The sequence below is a fragment of the Roseibium sp. genome (assembly GCF_965276855.1).
Classification (GTDB): Bacteria; Pseudomonadota; Alphaproteobacteria; order Rhizobiales; family Stappiaceae; genus Roseibium.
The window spans coordinates 4,005,612-4,022,957 of record NZ_OZ255700.1; the positions used below are offsets into that span (position 1 = coordinate 4,005,612).

The 17,346-nt window shown below is 56.1% G+C and carries 19 protein-coding genes; 8 read left to right on the plus strand and 11 right to left on the minus strand.

Annotated features, from left to right (window positions below; genetic code table 11):
• Positions 1-24: 24 nt before the first annotated feature.
• From ACQY4Z_RS18440 to ACQY4Z_RS18450, 3 genes are all read right to left on the minus strand, one after another.
• The gene (locus tag ACQY4Z_RS18440; RefSeq protein ID WP_428523703.1) at positions 25-1,041 is read right to left on the minus strand and encodes a ribonuclease T2 family protein; all 1,017 of its coding nucleotides are present in this window, start codon (positions 1,039-1,041) and stop codon (positions 25-27) included.
• 94 nt (positions 1,042-1,135) lie between these two features.
• On the minus strand, positions 1,136-1,882 hold the full coding sequence (gene pth, locus ACQY4Z_RS18445; protein WP_428523705.1) for an aminoacyl-tRNA hydrolase: 747 nt from the start codon (positions 1,880-1,882) through the stop codon (positions 1,136-1,138).
• A gap of 117 nt (positions 1,883-1,999) precedes the next feature.
• Positions 2,000-2,623 carry a 50S ribosomal protein L25/general stress protein Ctc gene (locus ACQY4Z_RS18450; RefSeq protein WP_428523707.1) on the minus strand — a complete coding sequence of 208 codons (624 nt, stop codon included), beginning with the start codon at positions 2,621-2,623 and terminating at the stop codon, positions 2,000-2,002.
• 365 nt (positions 2,624-2,988) lie between these two features.
• Here ACQY4Z_RS18450 and ACQY4Z_RS18455 point away from each other — a divergent pair, with 365 nt between their 5' ends.
• Positions 2,989-3,558 (plus strand): hypothetical protein, encoded by a 570-nt coding sequence (locus tag ACQY4Z_RS18455; protein ID WP_428523709.1) that lies wholly within the window; start codon positions 2,989-2,991, stop codon positions 3,556-3,558.
• A gap of 54 nt (positions 3,559-3,612) precedes the next feature.
• Positions 3,613-5,739 (plus strand): methyl-accepting chemotaxis protein, encoded by a 2,127-nt coding sequence (locus ACQY4Z_RS18460; RefSeq protein WP_428523711.1) that lies wholly within the window; start codon positions 3,613-3,615, stop codon positions 5,737-5,739.
• Between the two features lie 21 nt (positions 5,740-5,760).
• Here ACQY4Z_RS18460 and ACQY4Z_RS18465 read toward each other — a convergent pair whose 3' ends face one another.
• Positions 5,761-6,447 carry an MOSC domain-containing protein gene (locus ACQY4Z_RS18465; protein ID WP_428523713.1) on the minus strand — a complete coding sequence of 229 codons (687 nt, stop codon included), beginning with the start codon at positions 6,445-6,447 and terminating at the stop codon, positions 5,761-5,763.
• A 9-nt stretch (positions 6,448-6,456) separates the two neighbouring features.
• Positions 6,457-7,017: a MarR family transcriptional regulator gene (locus tag ACQY4Z_RS18470; protein ID WP_428523715.1), complete on the minus strand. Its 561-nt coding sequence runs from the start codon at positions 7,015-7,017 to the stop codon at positions 6,457-6,459.
• Positions 7,018-7,105: 88 nt separating this feature from the next.
• On the opposite strand from ACQY4Z_RS18470, the gene ACQY4Z_RS18475 reads away from it, so the two are divergent.
• On the plus strand, positions 7,106-7,864 hold the full coding sequence (locus ACQY4Z_RS18475) for a hypothetical protein (RefSeq protein WP_428523717.1): 759 nt from the start codon (positions 7,106-7,108) through the stop codon (positions 7,862-7,864).
• Positions 7,865-7,934: 70 nt separating this feature from the next.
• Here ACQY4Z_RS18475 and ACQY4Z_RS18480 read toward each other — a convergent pair whose 3' ends face one another.
• The 5 genes from ACQY4Z_RS18480 to lgt form a co-directional block, all read right to left on the minus strand.
• On the minus strand, positions 7,935-8,867 hold the full coding sequence (locus ACQY4Z_RS18480) for a ribose-phosphate pyrophosphokinase (RefSeq protein WP_428523719.1): 933 nt from the start codon (positions 8,865-8,867) through the stop codon (positions 7,935-7,937).
• A 243-nt stretch (positions 8,868-9,110) separates the two neighbouring features.
• Positions 9,111-9,632 carry a hypothetical protein gene (locus ACQY4Z_RS18485; protein WP_428523721.1) on the minus strand — a complete coding sequence of 174 codons (522 nt, stop codon included), beginning with the start codon at positions 9,630-9,632 and terminating at the stop codon, positions 9,111-9,113.
• Between the two features lie 227 nt (positions 9,633-9,859).
• Complete coding sequence (gene pgeF, locus ACQY4Z_RS18490; protein WP_428523723.1) at positions 9,860-10,627, minus strand: peptidoglycan editing factor PgeF; 768 nt, start codon at positions 10,625-10,627, stop codon at positions 9,860-9,862.
• 42 nt (positions 10,628-10,669) lie between these two features.
• Positions 10,670-11,758: a class I SAM-dependent methyltransferase gene (locus tag ACQY4Z_RS18495; RefSeq protein ID WP_428523725.1), complete on the minus strand. Its 1,089-nt coding sequence runs from the start codon at positions 11,756-11,758 to the stop codon at positions 10,670-10,672.
• Positions 11,755-12,648, minus strand: a complete 894-nt coding sequence (lgt, locus tag ACQY4Z_RS18500) for a prolipoprotein diacylglyceryl transferase (protein ID WP_428523727.1) — start codon at positions 12,646-12,648, stop codon at positions 11,755-11,757. The genes ACQY4Z_RS18495 and lgt overlap by 4 nt, the downstream gene beginning before the upstream one ends.
• Before the next feature lie 149 nt (positions 12,649-12,797).
• Here lgt and ACQY4Z_RS18505 point away from each other — a divergent pair, with 149 nt between their 5' ends.
• From ACQY4Z_RS18505 to ACQY4Z_RS18525, 5 genes are all read left to right on the plus strand, one after another.
• Entirely contained in the window at positions 12,798-13,064 is a 267-nt protein-coding gene (locus ACQY4Z_RS18505) for an accessory factor UbiK family protein (RefSeq protein ID WP_209180903.1), read from the plus strand.
• Positions 13,065-13,408: 344 nt separating this feature from the next.
• Positions 13,409-13,909 (plus strand): YbjN domain-containing protein, encoded by a 501-nt coding sequence (locus ACQY4Z_RS18510; protein WP_008190119.1) that lies wholly within the window; start codon positions 13,409-13,411, stop codon positions 13,907-13,909.
• Positions 13,906-14,724, plus strand: a complete 819-nt coding sequence (gene proC, locus ACQY4Z_RS18515; RefSeq protein WP_428523730.1) for a pyrroline-5-carboxylate reductase — start codon at positions 13,906-13,908, stop codon at positions 14,722-14,724. Before ACQY4Z_RS18510 ends, proC begins: the two co-directional genes overlap by 4 nt.
• An 83-nt stretch (positions 14,725-14,807) precedes the next feature.
• The gene (locus tag ACQY4Z_RS18520; RefSeq protein WP_428523732.1) at positions 14,808-15,512 is read left to right on the plus strand and encodes a TetR/AcrR family transcriptional regulator; all 705 of its coding nucleotides are present in this window, start codon (positions 14,808-14,810) and stop codon (positions 15,510-15,512) included.
• A 47-nt stretch (positions 15,513-15,559) separates the two neighbouring features.
• Complete coding sequence (locus ACQY4Z_RS18525) at positions 15,560-15,913, plus strand: tRNA-binding protein (protein WP_428523734.1); 354 nt, start codon at positions 15,560-15,562, stop codon at positions 15,911-15,913.
• A 30-nt stretch (positions 15,914-15,943) separates the two neighbouring features.
• On the opposite strand, the gene ACQY4Z_RS18530 is transcribed toward ACQY4Z_RS18525, so the two are convergent.
• The gene (locus tag ACQY4Z_RS18530; protein WP_428523736.1) at positions 15,944-17,338 is read right to left on the minus strand and encodes an ATP-binding protein; all 1,395 of its coding nucleotides are present in this window, start codon (positions 17,336-17,338) and stop codon (positions 15,944-15,946) included.
• Between the last annotated feature and the right edge of the window lie 8 nt (positions 17,339-17,346).

Genomic DNA, 17,346 nt, shown 5'->3' on the forward strand with positions numbered 1-17,346 from the left:
CCGCCGGACGGAAACCTTGTCTGCTTATTGCAGCCCGGTTGGATCGATCAGTCCGCCAGTGCAGCCCATCCCAGTTTCATTTGCGGCGAGCATAAGTTCGCCCAGATCGGAAGTTGGGGTGATCTGGCCTTTCAGGCTGAGCCAAATCTCGTTGATCAAAGTTCGGCCGCCATCGTTGGTGCACTTGATCAGGACCCGTGCGCCTGTGCCAACGCCGAAGGCATCATCAAAGGCCGCCCGAATTTGAGCACCGGAAACCTCGCGGCCGACATTGTTGAAGAACACGTCGCCGACGGCTGAATCGTTTACAAGCCCAGTCAGATAGAGAGTGTCGTCGTAATACTCATCCGCTCCGCCGTCACCGAGGTAGCAGGTGCCGTGTTTGATCCACTCGTGATAATGCAGGAAGCTTGCGAAACCGGGCATGGCCGCGGCGAGTGCGTCGGCCGTTTCGGTGTCAATCTCAGGGGCGGGGAGGAGGTGCCAGTTGCCCGGTCTGTCAAGGTTTCGAACAGAGGCCGGTACACCGCAATAGTCATTGCCTTTCGGTTGCGGCCAGAGCCCATGAATGGACAGTTGACGTGTTGTGTGCGGCAGATTTCCGGAATTCAGATCCTGGCACTCTTGCTTGCCGGGTCGGATCTCACAAAAGGCAGGCTGCCAGCTGAGCGTCAGCAGATTGTCTGTGGATTCCTGTCCGCTTGTAACAGGCGTGAGGCCAGGGTCGATGACTGGATCGACGGTTACCGTGTCGGCGTCCACCACATGCACCCCGCAAGATGTGCTGACCCAACGGAGCTGCGTCACCGGAGCGTCATCAACCAGGATCTGGAAATAATCGCCGCCTTGTTTGTTGATGCCCTTGATTTCGTAGGCAATCCGCGTCGACGTAAGGATGTTGCCTGGATTGGTCTGTTTGTTCTTGCTTTGGTAGGCTTCGCAGGCTCGTTCGGCGATAAAGTAGCCTTCAAGTTTCTTGAAGGCAGCCGCTGGCGTTAGTGTGAGCCCCAAAACAACGCATGCAAGAACAACGCGGCGCATGATTTCCCCCTTTATCAAGCTCGGGGTCATTATCCTGTTTCACGTTACCACAATGTGACGTGCGGTCGCGTGATCTGAAATTTCTAATTGTATTCTATGTCTTGTCGCCACCACCCAGAAGCTTTTTCAGCATGTCCGCCATCGGGCCTGACTTGGGCAAGTTCGCGGCGGGTTTATTCTGGCGGGCCTGACGAATGTGGCTCTGCTGTTTTGGCTTGGAGGGCTTGTCCGGCTTCTGGGAGGCCGACTTGCTGCCGCGCTGAGCTTTTTCCGGTTCGAGCGCCAGAGTCATCTTGTTGGCAAACTGGCTGTCTTTTGCTTCTGCCAAAAGGCCAGCCTGATCAGCAATTTCTGCAAGCAGCGGGTCCAGCCAGTCTTGGTCCGCCTTGGAGAAGTCGCCCAGGACATAGTTGGAGACGAGTTTTTTGTCGCCCGGATGACCGATTCCAAGCCGCAAACGCCGGTACTCCTGGCCAATATGCGCCGATATTGATCGCAGACCGTTGTGACCGCCATGGCCACCGCCCTTTTTCATGCGGAACTTGGCAGGTGGGAGATCCAGTTCATCGTAGATGACGACCATGTCTTCCGGCTCGATCTTGAAAAAGCGCATGGCTTCGCCGACTGCGCGTCCGGATTCATTCATGTAAGTGGAGGGCTTGAGCAACAGCACCTTTTCGCTGCCCAACCGGCCTTCGGAGACCTGACCCTGAAAACGCGCGCGCCAGGGTTGGAAACCGGAATTGCGGCGGTGGATCTCATCAAGCGCCATGAAGCCGATGTTGTGGCGGTTGTGGGCGTATTTGCCGCCGGGATTTCCGAGGCCGACAATCAGTTTCATGACCTGTCTCTATGAGTTCTTTGAAAATCAGGGTGCTGAAACGAAAAGGCAGCCATAACGGCTGCCCTGAATGCAGAAGGCGATGCCGCCTCCTGCAAAATTATCGAAGGATCAAGCTTATTCGCTTGTCTCTTCTTCACCACCTTCGGCTTCTCCTTCGTCGTCCTGTACGCCGCCGCCAGGAGCAGCAAGCGTTGCGACGGTGAAGTCACGGTCGGTAATGGTCGGCTGCGCGCCTTCCGGCAGGGTGGTTGCCGAGATGTGCAGCGTGTCGCCGATTTCGACTTTCGCAAGGTCGAAGACCAGGGTTTCCGGGATGGCATTCGCCGGAACGATCAGCTCGACAGTGTGACGAACCACGTTCAGCATGCCGCCTTTTTTCAGGCCCGGGCAGGTCTCTTCGTTGATGAAGGTCACCGGAATATCGACCGTCAGGGTCGTGTTGCCGGATACGCGCAGGAAATCAACGTGAAGAACATCGTCGCGCACTGGGTGCAGCTGGAAGTCCTTGGCGATGACCTGGTGCTTTTCACCGTCGATATCGATGGTTCCGATGTTGATCAGGAAACCGCCCTTGTGCAGGGTGAGGGTGGTTTCTTTCACCGGAATGGTGATCGGCAGAGCCGGTTTCTTGTCGCCGTAGATCACGGCAGGTAGAAGGCCTTCGCGACGCAGTGCTCGTGCGGCCCCCTTGCCCACACGGTCCCGTGCCGACGCCTTCAGCTCATAGCTGGAAGCCATGGCAAACTCCTATAGGTATATGTGACGGACCGGCGAACAGGGTCACCGAGTGTTCGATCAGTTGTCCGGGATCGGTCCTACGAGCGCCTCCTCCAGGGGTGCAGGCGCGTGCGCGATATAGCTGAAACCCTTTGGAAAAGCAAGCGGCCACGATAGGTACGCGATTATCGTCAATTCTGCTAGTTCTCAAAAGTAAAAATAATCAACCATCGAGTGTCATTTGAGTTGTTTAGATTTTTAGTTTTGCAATGCAATTCAAAGGTTGAATGTAATCATAATTCAATTAGTAAATATAAGCGACTATACATATGTGATTAAGGTCTGCCGCGTTGAATGTCGTAACGGAACTCAACGGAGAGCGATCCATGAAAACGTTTTTGAAGTCCGCGGTATTTGTACTCCTTGCAACCGGTGCCGCCAACGCGAATGAGTTTAAGGCTGAGCTGGAAGAGCTGGCGAACGGCCAAATTGCCGAAATCGCGTCCTCTTCTGAGGTGATTGCGGCCGTAAAGGCACAGAACACGCAAACTGCCGGTCATGATCAGGCCAAGATCGACGAGCTCGACAAAACCTGGCGCGCTGAAGCAGAAGCAGTTGATCAGCCGATGATCGATGCCGTGCTTGAAAACGATCTGTCCGGATATCTGGCCGATCTGCAAGATGGCAGCGATGGTCTCTTTACCGAGATCTTTGTGATGGATGCCAAAGGTCTCAACGTTGGTCAGAGCGATGTGACCTCTGACTATTGGCAAGGCGATGAGGCCAAATGGCAAGAGACCTACGGCGCGGGTTCGAGCTCTGTGCACATCAGTGATCTTGAAGAAGATGAGAGCACTCAGCTTCTACAGAGCCAGGTCAGTGTGCCGGTTGTTGATCCGGATAGTGGTGAGCCCATCGGTGCTGTCACGTTCGGTGTGAACGTCGAAAATCTATAATATTTCAACGGGCAAGGCGGGAGCCTTGCCCACGTTCTTTGCGGAGCAAAGCCCTTGAAAGTCTCTCAGAAACTTCCCGCCATCATGGTCGGGATTGCGTTGTTCTGTTCGGCAGGTGTCGGAATCGCGAGTTATATGTCCGGGGCCCAGTCTGTACGGGACCTGGCTGAAGAAAAGCTCATGGGCCTTGCTGAGAGCCGCAAGGATGCTCTGACCGATTATTTGTCCTCCAAGCAGGCCCTTGTCACAGGTCACGCATCTGGCAAGGGGTTGAGGGCTGCCTATTCCGACTTTGACAAGAACTGGGCCAAATACGGGGACAAGGCGCAGGCGACCCTCACCAAGGTTTACGTTACCGACAATCCACACCCTGCGGATCAACGGGCGGACCTCGTTAAGGCCGGCCGCAAGCCCTACGACCGGGCGCATAGTAAGCATCATCCGGCCTTGCGCGCTTTTGCTGAATCGAACAGTCTGGACGAGATCCTTTTGGTGAACCTGGACGGCGACGTGGTCTATTCGGTCCAGAAGAAAGCTGATTTCGCCCAGAACCTGAAATCTTCTGAATGGGGCGGAACTGCGGCTTCCAAGGCATATCAAGCCGCGTTAGCAGGCGCTCCGGATCAAGCGCATATTTTTGACGCGGAACGGTATCCTGGACCAACCGACAAGCCGGTTGGTTTCCTGTCTGTGCCGATTTCTGTCGGATCAAAAGTCATTGGGATTGCTATCTATGAGACGGCTGTCTCACGCATCAGCAGCATGTTGGGAAAATATGCCGGTTTGGGTGAAACCGGAAACGTATTTTTGGTCAACGCTGATGGTGTCATTCAGAACGACAGCGTTCGGACACCAGATGTCGACGAAGTGACGAGCGATCTGCTTCAGGGCAGCCCGATACTCAATGCACTTGGTGGGGCACCGGAATTCCAGGTTTTGGACGATCTGCAGGGACAGGAATCATTCGCGGCAGCCGTACCGTTTGAGTATCTCGGCAAAAACTATGCTCTTGTCGTCGTGCAGAGCGCGGCTGAAGTCCTCGCCCCGCTGGCGAAGCTGCGGAACTGGACAGTGGTCATCGCTGTGGTTTGCGCACTTGGTGCCGGGCTGCTCGGCCTTTGGGTGTCTGTTCAGTTGTCCCGCCGGATCAATGGGTTGGCGGGGGTCATGGGCGCTCTGGCCAAAGGCGATACGGCGGTTAATGTCCCCAAGCAGACCTCCGACGATGAGATCAAGGAAATTGCCGACACAGTCGCCGTTTTCCGGGAGAATGCGTTGGAGCGTGAGCGGTTGGAGGCAGAGCAAAATGCCAACCAGCAAGCGCAACAAGAACAAGCCCGTCGGGTCAGTTCGTTGATCGAAACCTTCCGCGACGAAGTCGAGCAAATGCTGGATACGGTCGTTCACAACAACAATCAGATGCAGGCGGCCGCCGAGGGACTGAATGGCATTGCGGATGAAACGTCCGGAGAAGCCACGAACGCGTCAGCTGCCTCCGAGCAGGCGTCTGCAAATGTCCAGACCGTGGCGTCTGCCTCCGAAGAGCTGTCCGCGTCTATTCAGGAGATTGGCCGGCAAGTTGACAGCACCACGGAGGTTATCCGGGCCGCGCTTGGATCGGCTCAGGAGACCAACGAGCGGATAGGCGGTCTGGCGCAGCTTGCTCAGAACATCGGTGATGTTGTGAACCTGATCTCTGATATTGCCGAGCAGACCAACTTGCTTGCTCTCAATGCGACGATTGAGGCCGCCCGTGCCGGAGAGGCGGGCCGCGGGTTTGCGGTTGTTGCGTCCGAAGTCAAGGAATTGGCGACACAGACGGCCAAGGCAACCGAGCAGATTGAGGCACAGGTGTCTGAAGTTCAGGCCGCGACGAAGGAAGCTGTTTCGGCGATCGGGACCATCGCGGAAACCATGGCAACCGTCGACAATTACACCGGAAACATTGCATCAGCGGTTCAGGAGCAGGGACAGGCGACCACTGAGATCTCGGCGAATGTCCAGGAAGCTGCTCAAGGAACACGGTCGGTCGCGGGGTCAATGGTTGCAATCAGCGACAAGTCGCAGATGACCAGCTCGTCCGCTGCCGACGTCTTGCGGGCGTCCAATGATGTGGCCGATAAAACCGAAGATCTCCGCGGCACGGTAGACCGTTTCCTCAAAGCCGTTGAAGCTGCTTAAGTGTTCCAGGAGCGATCCCGCCTAGCTTCCAGGAAGCCGGCGTGACGTATCTTCTACAAAATCCGGGTCGACCTTCTTTGCGAAGGCGGCCCGCCATGGTTCGGCAAGTACGGCCAGGTTGGCAAGTGCGGACGCCGTGCTGCTTTCCAGTTTCGGGTTGAACCGGGCAAAAATTACGTCCCTCAGGTTCCAATCCGGGCAGGGTCGGTCGATCAAGGTCATACTGTCGCCTGCTTTGAAAACGCCGGTTTCCAGGACCCGGTAGTACCAGCCCGTTTTGCCGGTTTTCTGAAAATGCGCCGCAAGGGCAGGGTTCTGGGTGTGCATGTTGAGCTTCCAGCATGGCTGCCGGCCCTGGCAGATTTGAAGACGGGCGGTACCGGTCGCAAAGACATCCCCAATACAAAGATCTTCTTCGGTGAAGCCGGACGACGAGATGTTTTCGCCAAATGTCCCGGGCTCGTATGCGAAGGGGGAAGTGCCAAAGAGCTCCGCCCAATCGGAGTAGTGTTCTGAAGGATAGTGGTGCAGCGCTTTCTCAGGACCGCCATGGACCGCGAGATCCGCCTGCTGGTCTTCCACAATCCCGGTTTCTGTAAGCTGAACAGCTCCCTGAATCAGAGACTTGCGGATTGCAGAGGCTGCTTTCCCGTCCCATCTGTCCTCAGGTTTTCCGGCATATACGCCCAAGATCTGTGCGGTTGTCATCTTTAAGAGTCATCCTGTGGTAGGGGTGTGCTCATGGCAAATCTGTTCAGCTTCCTGCGGCTTCAACGGAACGTCCAGAAGGTTGCAGTACCCGCCAGCATCCGTTGATTGATGGTGGCTACACTCTTTGCAAAGACCGAAGGACTTTGCATCGCGCTGTTCCAGAAGTTTCATGACCAACGTTGTCAGTCCGTCCTTTAACGCTTCAGCGTTCGTAGCTTCAAGAGCCGAAATGGCGGCTGACATTGCAGATTGCGCGGCCAGCAACACGTGCCCGTCACCGGTCACGTCATAACGAATGCTCCGCTTGTCTTCTTCAAGTCGGAATTCGGCAATCAGCTCCTTCCGGGCCAGTGCTTTCAAGGTTTGAGACGCTGTGCCTCTGGTGGTTGCCAGGTAGTCGGCCACATGAGACGGCGCCCGCGAAAACCTGTTTGCCCGAGCGAGATACGAAAGTGCAGCGAATTGTGACGGGTTGAGCGGTCCATTCCATTCTTCGGCCGCGTTCAGCCTGCCGAGGCGGTCAATCAGATCTGAGATAAATCGGGTGTGGTCGCGGTCGCTGGTCATATCTTTTTATAGCGAGTCGAAATTAAACTTGCAATAGTATCGACTCGCTATTATTGAAGGGTGTCTTTTTTTGAAAAGGAGAACACCCATGTTGAAGACACTAGCTGGAAGTCTTGTCCTGGCTGCCTTGCCGGTTGCCGCCCTGGCAGGCGGGTCACACAGCGATCATGCAATTCACCAAAAGGGCGCAGTGCTGTCGCCGGAAAACGCCGAAATAGACCAGAACTACGATATTCTGGCAGCACACGTGCATCGCTCCGGACGCACTGTGACCTTTCACATGACGCTGAAGGGAACCGCTGGGGCCACGACGCCTGAACCGGCCGGTCAACTCGCCGGGGCTCCGGTTGAGGCCTATGTTTGGCCGACCTCATTGAAGCCGGACGCTGTCGGCTTTGAAAGCGAAGACGGGATCCTGGCACTTGTTGCAACGTCTCACCCGGATTTTGATGACACACCGCTCTTTGATGAAGATGGGGACGGAGATCTCACAAACGACGGCGCCAAATGGCACTCGCACTGGGTTGTTTTAACGCCCAACGAAGCCTGTGAGGCAGGAGCTTTGTCGGTGAAGGATATCCCGGATGGGGCCTCGCCCAAAATGCCGGCGACCTGGCCGGGATTGCCGATTTACATCGACAGCCCGGGTTTCTCTCCGGTGCTCAAAAGTGAGGAGATCACGATCAATGTCAGTTTTGATGACCCGGCAGTGGCTGACGGGATGTCCTATGACGGGGTGACATCGGCTTTGCGTGTCAATCAGAACATCCACGCTCCGCTGCTGTGCGTAGTCGACGTATTCGACGTAGCTTCTGGAGACCTCAGTCTGCCTGGCAAGCTCAACTGATCGGAGATGGTTTCACTCAAACAAAAAAGCGCCGGCAAAACCGGCGCTTTCAAAAAGTCTATCAGACCAATCAGTTGAACAGACTGGAAACCGATTTTTCCAAGGCTGTCCGGTTGATTGCTTCGCCCATCAGGGGAGCAATCGAGATCGCGCGAATGTTCGGCGCAGCAGTGATGGCAGCCGTCGGCTCGATGGAGTTGGTGATCACCAGTTCCTTCAGCTTGGAGGAGGTTACGCGTGCAACAGCACCGCCGGACAAAACGCCGTGGGTGATATAGGCAGTAACTGACTTGGCGCCCTTGGCAAGCAGTGCATCCGCTGCATTGCAGAGCGTGCCGCCACTGTCGACGATGTCATCCACCAGAATGCAATCGTAGCCATTTACATCACCAATGATGTTCATGACTTCCGATTCTCCAGGCTTGTCGCGGCGTTTGTCGACGATGGACAGCGGAGCCTCGATGCGCTTTGCAAGCGCGCGGGCACGAACCACGCCACCGACATCCGGTGAGACGACCATGACATTGTTGGTCGCATAGCGTTCCTTGATGTCGCGGGTCATGACCGGTGCGGCGAACAGGTTGTCCGTCGGAATATCGAAGAAACCCTGGATTTGGCCGGCGTGCAGATCCAGTGTCAGCACGCGGTCAGCACCGGCTTCCGTGATCAGATTGGCAACAAGCTTGGCCGAGACAGGTGTCCGGCCGGAGGCGCGGCGGTCCTGGCGGGCATATCCGAAGTAAGGAATAACGGCTGTGATTCTGCGGGCAGATGACCGGCGCAGCGCATCGATAATGATGAGCAGCTCCATAAGGTGGTCATTGGCCGGGTAGCTTGTCGGCTGGACGACAAAGACGTCCTCACCGCGCACATTTTCCTGGATTTCGACGAAGATTTCCTGGTCGGCGAAGCGCCTGACCTGACATTTGGCCAATGGAACATCCAAGTATTGGGAGATTTCCTCGGCCAGGGCTCGGTTGGAATTGCCCGCGACGATCTTCATAAGCCGCAAGTCCTTCTGGTGCGGAGCCGGGTTTGTAGGGCCAAGAGGGGCCAAGCAAACACGCGGTTGGGGCGTTAGGTCGTTCAAGGTGCCGATTGCCCAAAGCCTTCTTGGGGGAAAACCTTCGGCAGGCGGCGGCGTTGTAACAACCAACCGGACAGACGACAACCGCGCTGAGGGTGTCAGATGCGGTTTTTTTAGTTTTTATGACGCCGGTTTTGATTTATCCGGTTAAAGTTGACCTTATCGGTTGAGCCAGGCGGAAATTTCAACCACAGAACGTTCTGCGATGCGGGTCAGAACCGTGGACGTTGCCCCAGTCCAGGGATCGCCAGTAGAGCCTCCGGTTTCCTCTGCACCCGAAATCCGTTTCAGGCGGCGCCCTGATCGGTCAACGATGTCGAAAACGTAAAAAACCGTACCTTTGCCGGGTTGGCCCGTCGCTGCGAGATATCCGTTCACCCGGTAGGTTGCGTCAGCACCGACTCGCCGCACAAGCTTAAGGCCGCGCAGTGCAGCCTGTTGACCAATTTCATTGGAAAGCTCATCGGCAATGTTGCCTGGGGCGCCGGTAAACGGCTCGAAGGCAAACGTCGTGCCCTGTTGTTCATCAATGGGTTGTATGAAGCTCGGGGCGACTGGCGTTGTGTTGATCGCAGCTGGCGGGGGATTTGCGCCCTGACAGGCAGCAAGGCCACCTACCAGAAGCAGCCCTCCGATAACTTTGAGGATCCGGGGAATCGGGAATTCGGTTCTATGTGGCATTTAGATGGCTGGCCTGAATTCTCTCACATGGCGTTTGGGCCAGATTCCGGCAGTTGCCGAACCCCACCCCGATTTGGTTTCTGGTTTAGCCCGACTTGTCCGGTAGGTCGAGAGGCTTGGTGCAGAACCGGTGCAGCTAACCGCCAATCCGGCTTTATTCGCGGCGAATTGGGTAGCAGGCCGACAGTTCTGGTGCAAAAGCGGCCCGATGCTAACCTCATTTTTCGTTAAGCACGGATCATAATGGCACTGATTTGGCGCCCGTAATCCGGTTCCTTGCGATGCGTTGTTCGTCGATAAGAAAAAAAGCGGTCCTCGTCCACATAGGTGCAGACATCGATTGAAGTGACCTTTGCAAGGCCGAGGTTCTTTAGACAATCTGTAATGAACGCAGGTAGATCGAACATGTGGTGTTCCGCGCGCGATGACGGTTTGAAATATGTCTCATTCGCTTGCGACGTATCTGCAAACCGTTCGAAGAACTCCTGTCCAACCTCATAGGAATTCTGTGAAATCGTCGGTCCGAGTACAGCGCGGATGTTGTGTTTGTTCGCGCCGAGCTTTTCCATGGCCTCAAGGGTGTTTTCCATGACGCCTGAGATCGCCCCCTTCCAGCCGGAATGGGCTGCACCAATAACTTTGGCCTCCGGATCGGCAAAGAGAATCGGTCCGCAGTCCGCGGTCGCTACCCCGAGAGCCACGTTCGGGGTTCTTGTTACCAGCGCATCAGCTTTGCGATCTGCGCCTTCTGCCCAAGGGCCTTCGACCGTGATCACATCCGGAGAATGGATCTGGTAAGGCGAGACGAGGTACTCCGGCGCGATGCCGAATGTCTCGGCAACCCGCTTCCGGTTTTCAAGAACCAGAGGCCGTTCGTCATCAGAGCCGAGACCAATGTTCAAGCTCTCGTAAAGACCACCGGATACACCGCCGTTGCGCGTGAAGAAGCCGTGCGTGATCCCATCGCAATTGAGCTCGTCCGCCTCGATTTTCATTCGGTCTCCATCGTGTGTCACCGCAAGGTCTGGTTGGCGCTTCTAACTCGCCGGCTCGAATGGGGCAAAGACTTGGCCCTCAGGTGCAATCGCGAGAACTTTAAAAAGATCGCCCATCTGGTCCGGAGCGGCAAGCCGTTCGACCGCATCCCGTATCGTATCCTGATCTGCCGGTGTTTTTCCGGCACCAAGAGCGCCGGCGCGTTCCAGAAGTCCTGACTGAAGCAAAAATGTGCCTTGAGTGATGAGGGGAAGCGGCACTGCACCCTCTCTCCTTGCAGCAGTTGCGAGTGCTTCGAAATTTACATGAGCGGTGAGATCTGCCTCGCCAGGGTGGGCCAAAACATCATCATAAGAATGCCGGTAAAGGGCTTGCAGCGTATCGCCTGGTGCCGTTTGGGCGTAGCCGTAGTCAATGAACAGCGCAAAGCCGCCATGTTCCGCAATACGCGTCGCAATTTCCTCGGCGACTGCATTGGCCGCAGGCTGCGTCTCCAAAATGCTCCCCTCCGGAGCTTTCATTGCGGCAGGGGGAATAGCGTCAGCTGGCAGCTGTGCAGGGCCCACGCCAAACTCCAGTTTCCCAGACGTCTCAAGTCCGACCATGCGTTCGTTCCAACCATTCGGTGTTTTGACGAACTGGTGGATCGGGAGCGCATCAAAAAACTCGTTTGCAATCACGATTACGGGGCCGTCCGGTACATTCTGAAACGTGTTCCGGAAATTGGGCTGAAGCTGTGTGTTCTGAAGTGTCTGCGATTGAACCCGCCGCAACCTCGGACTCATCTCAACGAGATTGAGTGTGGCTGCCTCCAGGAACTCTGGCCGATTAGATGCCACACGGAGAAAGTCGGCCATGAGCGTGCCGCGGCCCGGGCCAAGCTCCACCAGCTGGAAGTCGCTCGGAGCGCCCTGCGTTTCATAAGCTTTGAGGCAGACTGCGCCGATGAGTTCGCCAAACATCTGGCTGACTTCTGGTGCCGTAATGAAGTCGCCTTTCCGTCCGAACGCCTCCCGGGTGGTATAGTACCCATGCTCCGGATCACCGAGGCAGCGCGCCATGTAGGTGGCAACAGAAATAGGACCTTCTGCCGCGATCTGTTGGCGAAGCTTCTCTTTGAGTGCGGTCACTGATCAGCTGCCTGACGAGTTCGTTTGGCGGACCAGACCATCAACGCGATCCCGGCAAGGATCATCGGGAGTGACAAGAGCATTCCCATCGTCAGGAACCCGCTCAAATATCCGATGTGGGCATCGGGGACCCGGTAGAGCTCGACGATGGATCGTCCCACGCCGTAGCCGCAAGCGAAAGCGCCGGCAAGAAAGCCTGGCCGCTGCAGCAATTTGAAGCGATGGCTCAAGAGGCGGAGCACCAGAAACAGGATCACGCCTTCCAGGGCGGCTTCATAAAGCTGGCTTGGGTGGCGCGGCTCAGGTCCGGCGTTTGGAAAGACAACAGCCCACGGGACATCTGTCGGCCGTCCCCAAAGCTCACTGTTGATGAAATTCGCCATCCGGCCGAAGAATATGCCGATGGGCGCCGCGCAGCCGGCAAGGTCAAATAGGGTCCACAATGAGAGCCCGCGTTTCCAGGCAAACAGCATCATGGCAATAACCGTTCCGGCAAAGCCGCCATGAAACGACATGCCCCCCGACCAGATCGCCAAAATTTCCCCCGGGTTCGCGAGATAATAGGCGGGATTGTAGAACAGGACATATCCAAGACGTCCGCCCAGGATAATACCCAGTGTCCCCCAGAGTACGAAGTCATCCAGATCGACCGGGGTTGGACGGTTCCGTGGTCCCCAGAGAGTATCGTTGAGCACAAGGGCTCTCATGTACCGCCATGCCAAAACAATGCCGACGATATAGGCCAACGCGTACCAGCGCAGGGCAAACGGACCTATTTCGACGATAACGGGATCAATCGCTGGAAACGGAATGGCGAGAAGCGGTGGCAAGCTGGGACCCTCGGTTTCGGAGTAAATGCCGATGTGGGCAACGCATGCGCGATCTCGCATCAGGCGTCAAGCCGCGCTGTATCACGTCTTTGAGGTGCGAACTGAAATATGGTTCGTTTTGCCAGACATTCCCTGATCTAAGCGCTTGAAGTTCACCTTAAACCCTCATACCTGTCGGGTAGACATTTAATGCTTGAAAGGAGCAGGGCATGACCCAAGGCCCAAATCGCCTGCTGGATGATTTCGCAAAGCTGATGACCGATGCGGCCGGTGTTGCCCAAGGCGCGCGCCGCGAGGTCGAGACTGCATTTCGCGCCCAGGCGGAACGCTTTCTTTCCGACATGGATCTGGTGTCGCGTGAAGAGCATGAAGCGGTGAAAGAGATGGCCGTCCGCGCTCTTGATCGTCTTGATGAACTGGAAGAAAGACTCGCTGCACTCGAAGGAGCCGGTGAAAAGGCCTCCGGCAAGAGCTAAGCGGTCGCTTTGTCAACGTTCTCGGCCGATTTCTGTTAATCAATGATGTCAGTGATGTAACAGTCAAACTCGGCGGAATTGCAGAGTTTTTGGGCAGGAAGGCTAAATTTTCTGCTCACTCGTCCACAAGTTTCGGCTTTCTGCTCGAAATTGGTAGGTAGGCCTCAAGTCCTTCCTGCACCTATACTCAAAGATAACAGGGATTCGTCGGAGCAAGGCGGAACCGGTCTAACGATTGGGCCAGACAAGGACGCGCCATTGCTCCTCGGCTTGGGACTTACCCCGGCGGCCCACCCGGTTATCCTGATCGGGTATTCGGCCCCGGCTGGAAGGGGAGAAGGCATATGAGCCTCATCGAGATCGACTTCGAGCGACCTGAGAATCCCGTGGATACCATCGAAACTGTTGCGGCCTTGAACGACTGGACGTTTGAGCGCTCAGATGATGATGAGATCACGATTTCCATTGCCGGAAATTGGTGTGATTACCACGTCTCCTTTTCCTGGATGGAGGACGTTGAGGCGCTGCATCTGGCGTGTGCCTTCGACCTGAAGGTGACCGAGCTTCGAAAGACCGAGGTTGTCCGGCTGTTGGCGCTGGTCAATGAGCAGCTGTGGGCCGGCCATTTCGATCTCTGGAGCAAGGAAGGCGTGGTCATGTTCCGCCAATCCCTGCTGCTCGCAGGTGGGGCGGAGCCGACATCGGCGCAAATCGAGGCCATGCTGGCCAATGCGCTTGAGAACTGCGAGCGGTTCTATCAAGCCTTCCAGTTTGTGGTCTGGGCTGGCCACTCCGCCTCTGAGGCACTGAGTACAGCCCTTTTTGAAACTGCAGGAGAAGCATGACGTTTTCCAAGGAGCGCCCCTTTGTACTTGTCGGAGCCGGCAAGATGGGTGGGGCGATGTTGTCTGGATGGATGGCGGAGGGAATTGATCCGGCATCCATTCTTGTTGTTGATCCCTATTTATCGCCGGAAATCGGTGCGCTTTTGAAAAAACACGGCATTGGTCATGCTGCGCAGATGCCGGATGATGTGACTGCGGGTATCATACTGGTGGCCGTTAAGCCGCAGATGATGGATGATGTTCTTCCGGGTTTGGTGCCGGCCAGCGACGCCAGTACTCTTATCCTCTCTGTCGCCGCCGGAACGCCGGTAAGCAAGTTTCAGGAGTTTTTCGGAGACGTCCCGACGGCACGGTGCATGCCGAACACGCCTGCCATGGTGAAACGTGGCATTACCGCAGTTTACCCGACCGAAAAAGTTACGGACGAGCAAAAGAACACGATCTCCCAGTTGCTTTCCGCCGTCGGCAAGGTCGTTTGGCTGGACAGTGAGGACCAGATTGACCTTGTAACCGGCGTCAGCGGTTCGGGACCCGCCTATGTTTTTTACATGACCGAAACGTTGAAAGAAGCCGGCAAAGCTGTGGGGTTGACCGAGGAGCTCGCGGAGCAATTGGCCATAGCCACAGTTTGCGGAGCTGGTGAATTGATGCATCAGTCCGGAGAGGACCCGGCAATTTTACGTCAGAACGTCACCAGCCCGAACGGAACGACCGCGGCCGCTTTGGATGTTCTGATGTCTGACAGGGGAATCCAGCCCATCATGACCGAGGCGGTCGCGGCGGCTGTGAAACGGGCAAAAGAATTGGCGGGCTAGAACCGCAACGGGTGCGGCGAGATACCTCTTTTCGCCGCATCGCTGGTCTCCTATCTTCCGGATAGGAAACAGGAGACCAGAGCATGGCAACCGCCAAGACAAAGCAGAAGATCCTAAGCGTTTTTCTGGAGTTGCTAGAAAAGCATCCCTACGAGGATGTCTCGCTTCAGCTGATTGCCGAGACCGCCAAAGTCAAATTGTCGGATCTGCGGCGGACGTATCCCTCCAAACTTGCTCTGGTCGAATCATTTGCAGAGAGCATTGACGCTGCGGTTTTGGACGAGCGCGACGCGGGTATGGATGATCAGCCTGCGCGGGACCGTCTGTTTGATATCCTGATGACCCGCATCGATGCTCTCGCTGAATACAAGGACGCTGTTCGAGCTCTCAAAACTGCAGCCGATGATGACCCGGGCCTGGCACTTGAATTCAATCGCATTGCGATACGCTCCCAGAAATGGATGTTGGTGGCCGCCGGGATTGAGCTGTCAGGTGCAAAAGGCACAGTGGTTGCCCAAGGGCTCGTGATGGCATTTTCCAAAGTCGTTGACACCTGGCTGGACGAACCGGATGAGGGCATGCCGCGCACCATGGCCCGTCTGGATAAGGAACTCGACAATGGCGTGTCCTTCATGAAGCGCCTGAACCGTTTGGAAGGGATGGCGAAGGGATTGCGCAAATTCATCAAGTCTGCATCCAGGCGCGGCCGAAACCGCCGTAGAGCCCGGGATGATGATGACTTTGCGGTCGACATCGAAACGCCGATGTCCTCCGAGCAGGGCGCCTAATTTCCGGGGTTTACTCGCGTTGATTTAGCGATCATGGTCGCTCAAAAATGGAGCGAACCGTGAGTGACCAAATCAGTTTTGATGATTTTTTGAAAGTTGACGTCCGAGTGGGCCGTGTTGTTGAGGCCGAGGAGTTTCCCGAAGCGCGGAAACCTGCCTACAAACTCCGGATCGATTTCGGGCCAGAGATCGGAACCAAGAAAACCTCTGCCCAGATCACGAAACACTACACGCCGGAAACGCTTGTTGGCCGTTTGGTCATGGCGGTGGTCAACTTCCCACCGCGCCAGATTGGACCTGTCAAGTCTGAGGTCCTCACACTCGGTGTCCCAGACGCCGATGGGGAGGTCGTCCTGATGACCCCCGACAAGGACGTGCCAATCGGCGGGCGGCTCTATTAGGTCTACAAGCCCAATGTATCCGATTGTCACTTAAGCCGGGATCCTGAGGCGGGCGCGCAGCCCGCCAAGCGGGCTGTCTTCAAGGTAGAGATCGCCGCCGTGTGAGCGCGTGATATCGCGGGCAATTGCAAGGCCGAGGCCACTCCCGGTCTTGTCCTGATTGCGGGCTAAATCAAGGCGGTGAAAAGCACGAAACGCCATATCGCGCTGATCCTCGGGAATGCCCGGGCCGTCATCATCGACGGTGATGATCAACCAGTCATTCTCAATCGTTCCATTGAGCTCGACGCGCTGCCCATACTTACAGCCGTTGGTCACCAGGTTTGAGAGGCACCGTTTCATCGAGTTCCGGCGAAGCAGAACTTCCGAGGGGCCGTCAAAACTGGCTTTGACGTTATTGCCGGAAATCTCGCTCTCTTCCTCAAGCTCTTCGAACAAAAGCGCCACATCGGTCTCTTGCGGCTCTTCATCGCCATCGCCTTTGGCAAATGCCAGATAGTCCTCCAGCATATTGCTCATTTCATCCACGTCCTTGCGCATGGCTTCGCTTTCCGGCGTGTCGCCAAGAAACGCAAGCTGTAGCCGCATGCGGGTCAGGATAGTACGAAGATCGTGGCTGACACCGGCTAGCATTGTTGTGCGCTGGTCGATCTGCCGTTCGATCCGCCGGCGCATGTCCGCAAAGGCGACACCTGCGCGCCGGACTTCCAAAGCTCCACTTGCCTTGTAATCACCGACCGGGCGGCCCTTGCCGAATGCCTCAGCCGCGTTTGCAAGACGGATGATCGGGCGCATTTGATTGCGCAAAAACAAGAGCGCGATGATGATCAGAACAAGGGCTGTCGAAAACATCCACACAAGGAAAATGTGTGAGTTTGAGGCAAAGGTCTGGCTCCGGCGCGTAAAGACTCGCAAGACTTCATTTTGCAGCTGAATTCGAATTTCAACAAACCGCGACCGGCCGACGGTATCGATCCAAAATGGCCGGCCGATCCGTTGGCTGATCGCCTTGCTGAGCTCCTGATCAATGACATCGAAAAACGGCTTCGGAGCGGGGGGAGGTAACGGCTCCAGCGGCAGGATCGACATGGACATGCCGAGCGCCCGCGCGCCCAGCTCTTCGATCTTTGTATGCTCCGGATCTTGCGGGTAGTTCTCAAGAACATAGACAACTGCTGCGATCTCACGAACGACAGCTTCAGACATGCGCCGCGACACAAGTTGATAGTGCCGCTCCATGAAGACGAAGGCGATCACCGATTGCAGTATGACAACCGGGATCACGATGATCAGAAAGGTTCGGGTGTAAAGGCCTTTCGGCATGACCCGGTAGAGAAACCGGGAGACGCGGCGATAGCCGCGATGAGCAGCCTTGACGGGAAGAAAAGCTGCATACCGCTGAAGAAAGCTTTCAATACTCGCCATTCAACAGG

Bases quoted from the DNA above. Each gene is read 5' to 3' on its own strand.
- ACQY4Z_RS18440 (WP_428523703.1), bottom strand. From the start codon at position 1,041: ATGCGCCGCGTTGTTCTTGCATGCGTTGTTTTGGGGCTCACACTAACG.
- pth (WP_428523705.1), bottom strand. From the start codon at position 1,882: ATGAAACTGATTGTCGGCCTCGGAAATCCCGGCGGCAAATACGCCCAC.
- ACQY4Z_RS18450 (WP_428523707.1), bottom strand. From the start codon at position 2,623: ATGGCTTCCAGCTATGAGCTGAAGGCGTCGGCACGGGACCGTGTGGGC.
- ACQY4Z_RS18455 (WP_428523709.1), top strand. From the start codon at position 2,989: ATGAAAACGTTTTTGAAGTCCGCGGTATTTGTACTCCTTGCAACCGGT.
- ACQY4Z_RS18465 (WP_428523713.1), bottom strand. From the start codon at position 6,447: ATGACAACCGCACAGATCTTGGGCGTATATGCCGGAAAACCTGAGGAC.
- ACQY4Z_RS18470 (WP_428523715.1), bottom strand. From the start codon at position 7,017: ATGACCAGCGACCGCGACCACACCCGATTTATCTCAGATCTGATTGAC.
- ACQY4Z_RS18475 (WP_428523717.1), top strand. From the start codon at position 7,106: ATGTTGAAGACACTAGCTGGAAGTCTTGTCCTGGCTGCCTTGCCGGTT.
- ACQY4Z_RS18480 (WP_428523719.1), bottom strand. From the start codon at position 8,867: ATGAAGATCGTCGCGGGCAATTCCAACCGAGCCCTGGCCGAGGAAATC.
- ACQY4Z_RS18485 (WP_428523721.1), bottom strand. From the start codon at position 9,632: ATGCCACATAGAACCGAATTCCCGATTCCCCGGATCCTCAAAGTTATC.
- pgeF (WP_428523723.1), bottom strand. From the start codon at position 10,627: ATGAAAATCGAGGCGGACGAGCTCAATTGCGATGGGATCACGCACGGC.
- lgt (WP_428523727.1), bottom strand. From the start codon at position 12,648: ATGCGAGATCGCGCATGCGTTGCCCACATCGGCATTTACTCCGAAACC.
- ACQY4Z_RS18505 (WP_209180903.1), top strand. From the start codon at position 12,798: ATGACCCAAGGCCCAAATCGCCTGCTGGATGATTTCGCAAAGCTGATG.
- ACQY4Z_RS18510 (WP_008190119.1), top strand. From the start codon at position 13,409: ATGAGCCTCATCGAGATCGACTTCGAGCGACCTGAGAATCCCGTGGAT.
- proC (WP_428523730.1), top strand. From the start codon at position 13,906: ATGACGTTTTCCAAGGAGCGCCCCTTTGTACTTGTCGGAGCCGGCAAG.
- ACQY4Z_RS18520 (WP_428523732.1), top strand. From the start codon at position 14,808: ATGGCAACCGCCAAGACAAAGCAGAAGATCCTAAGCGTTTTTCTGGAG.
- ACQY4Z_RS18525 (WP_428523734.1), top strand. From the start codon at position 15,560: ATGGAGCGAACCGTGAGTGACCAAATCAGTTTTGATGATTTTTTGAAA.
- ACQY4Z_RS18530 (WP_428523736.1), bottom strand. From the start codon at position 17,338: ATGGCGAGTATTGAAAGCTTTCTTCAGCGGTATGCAGCTTTTCTTCCC.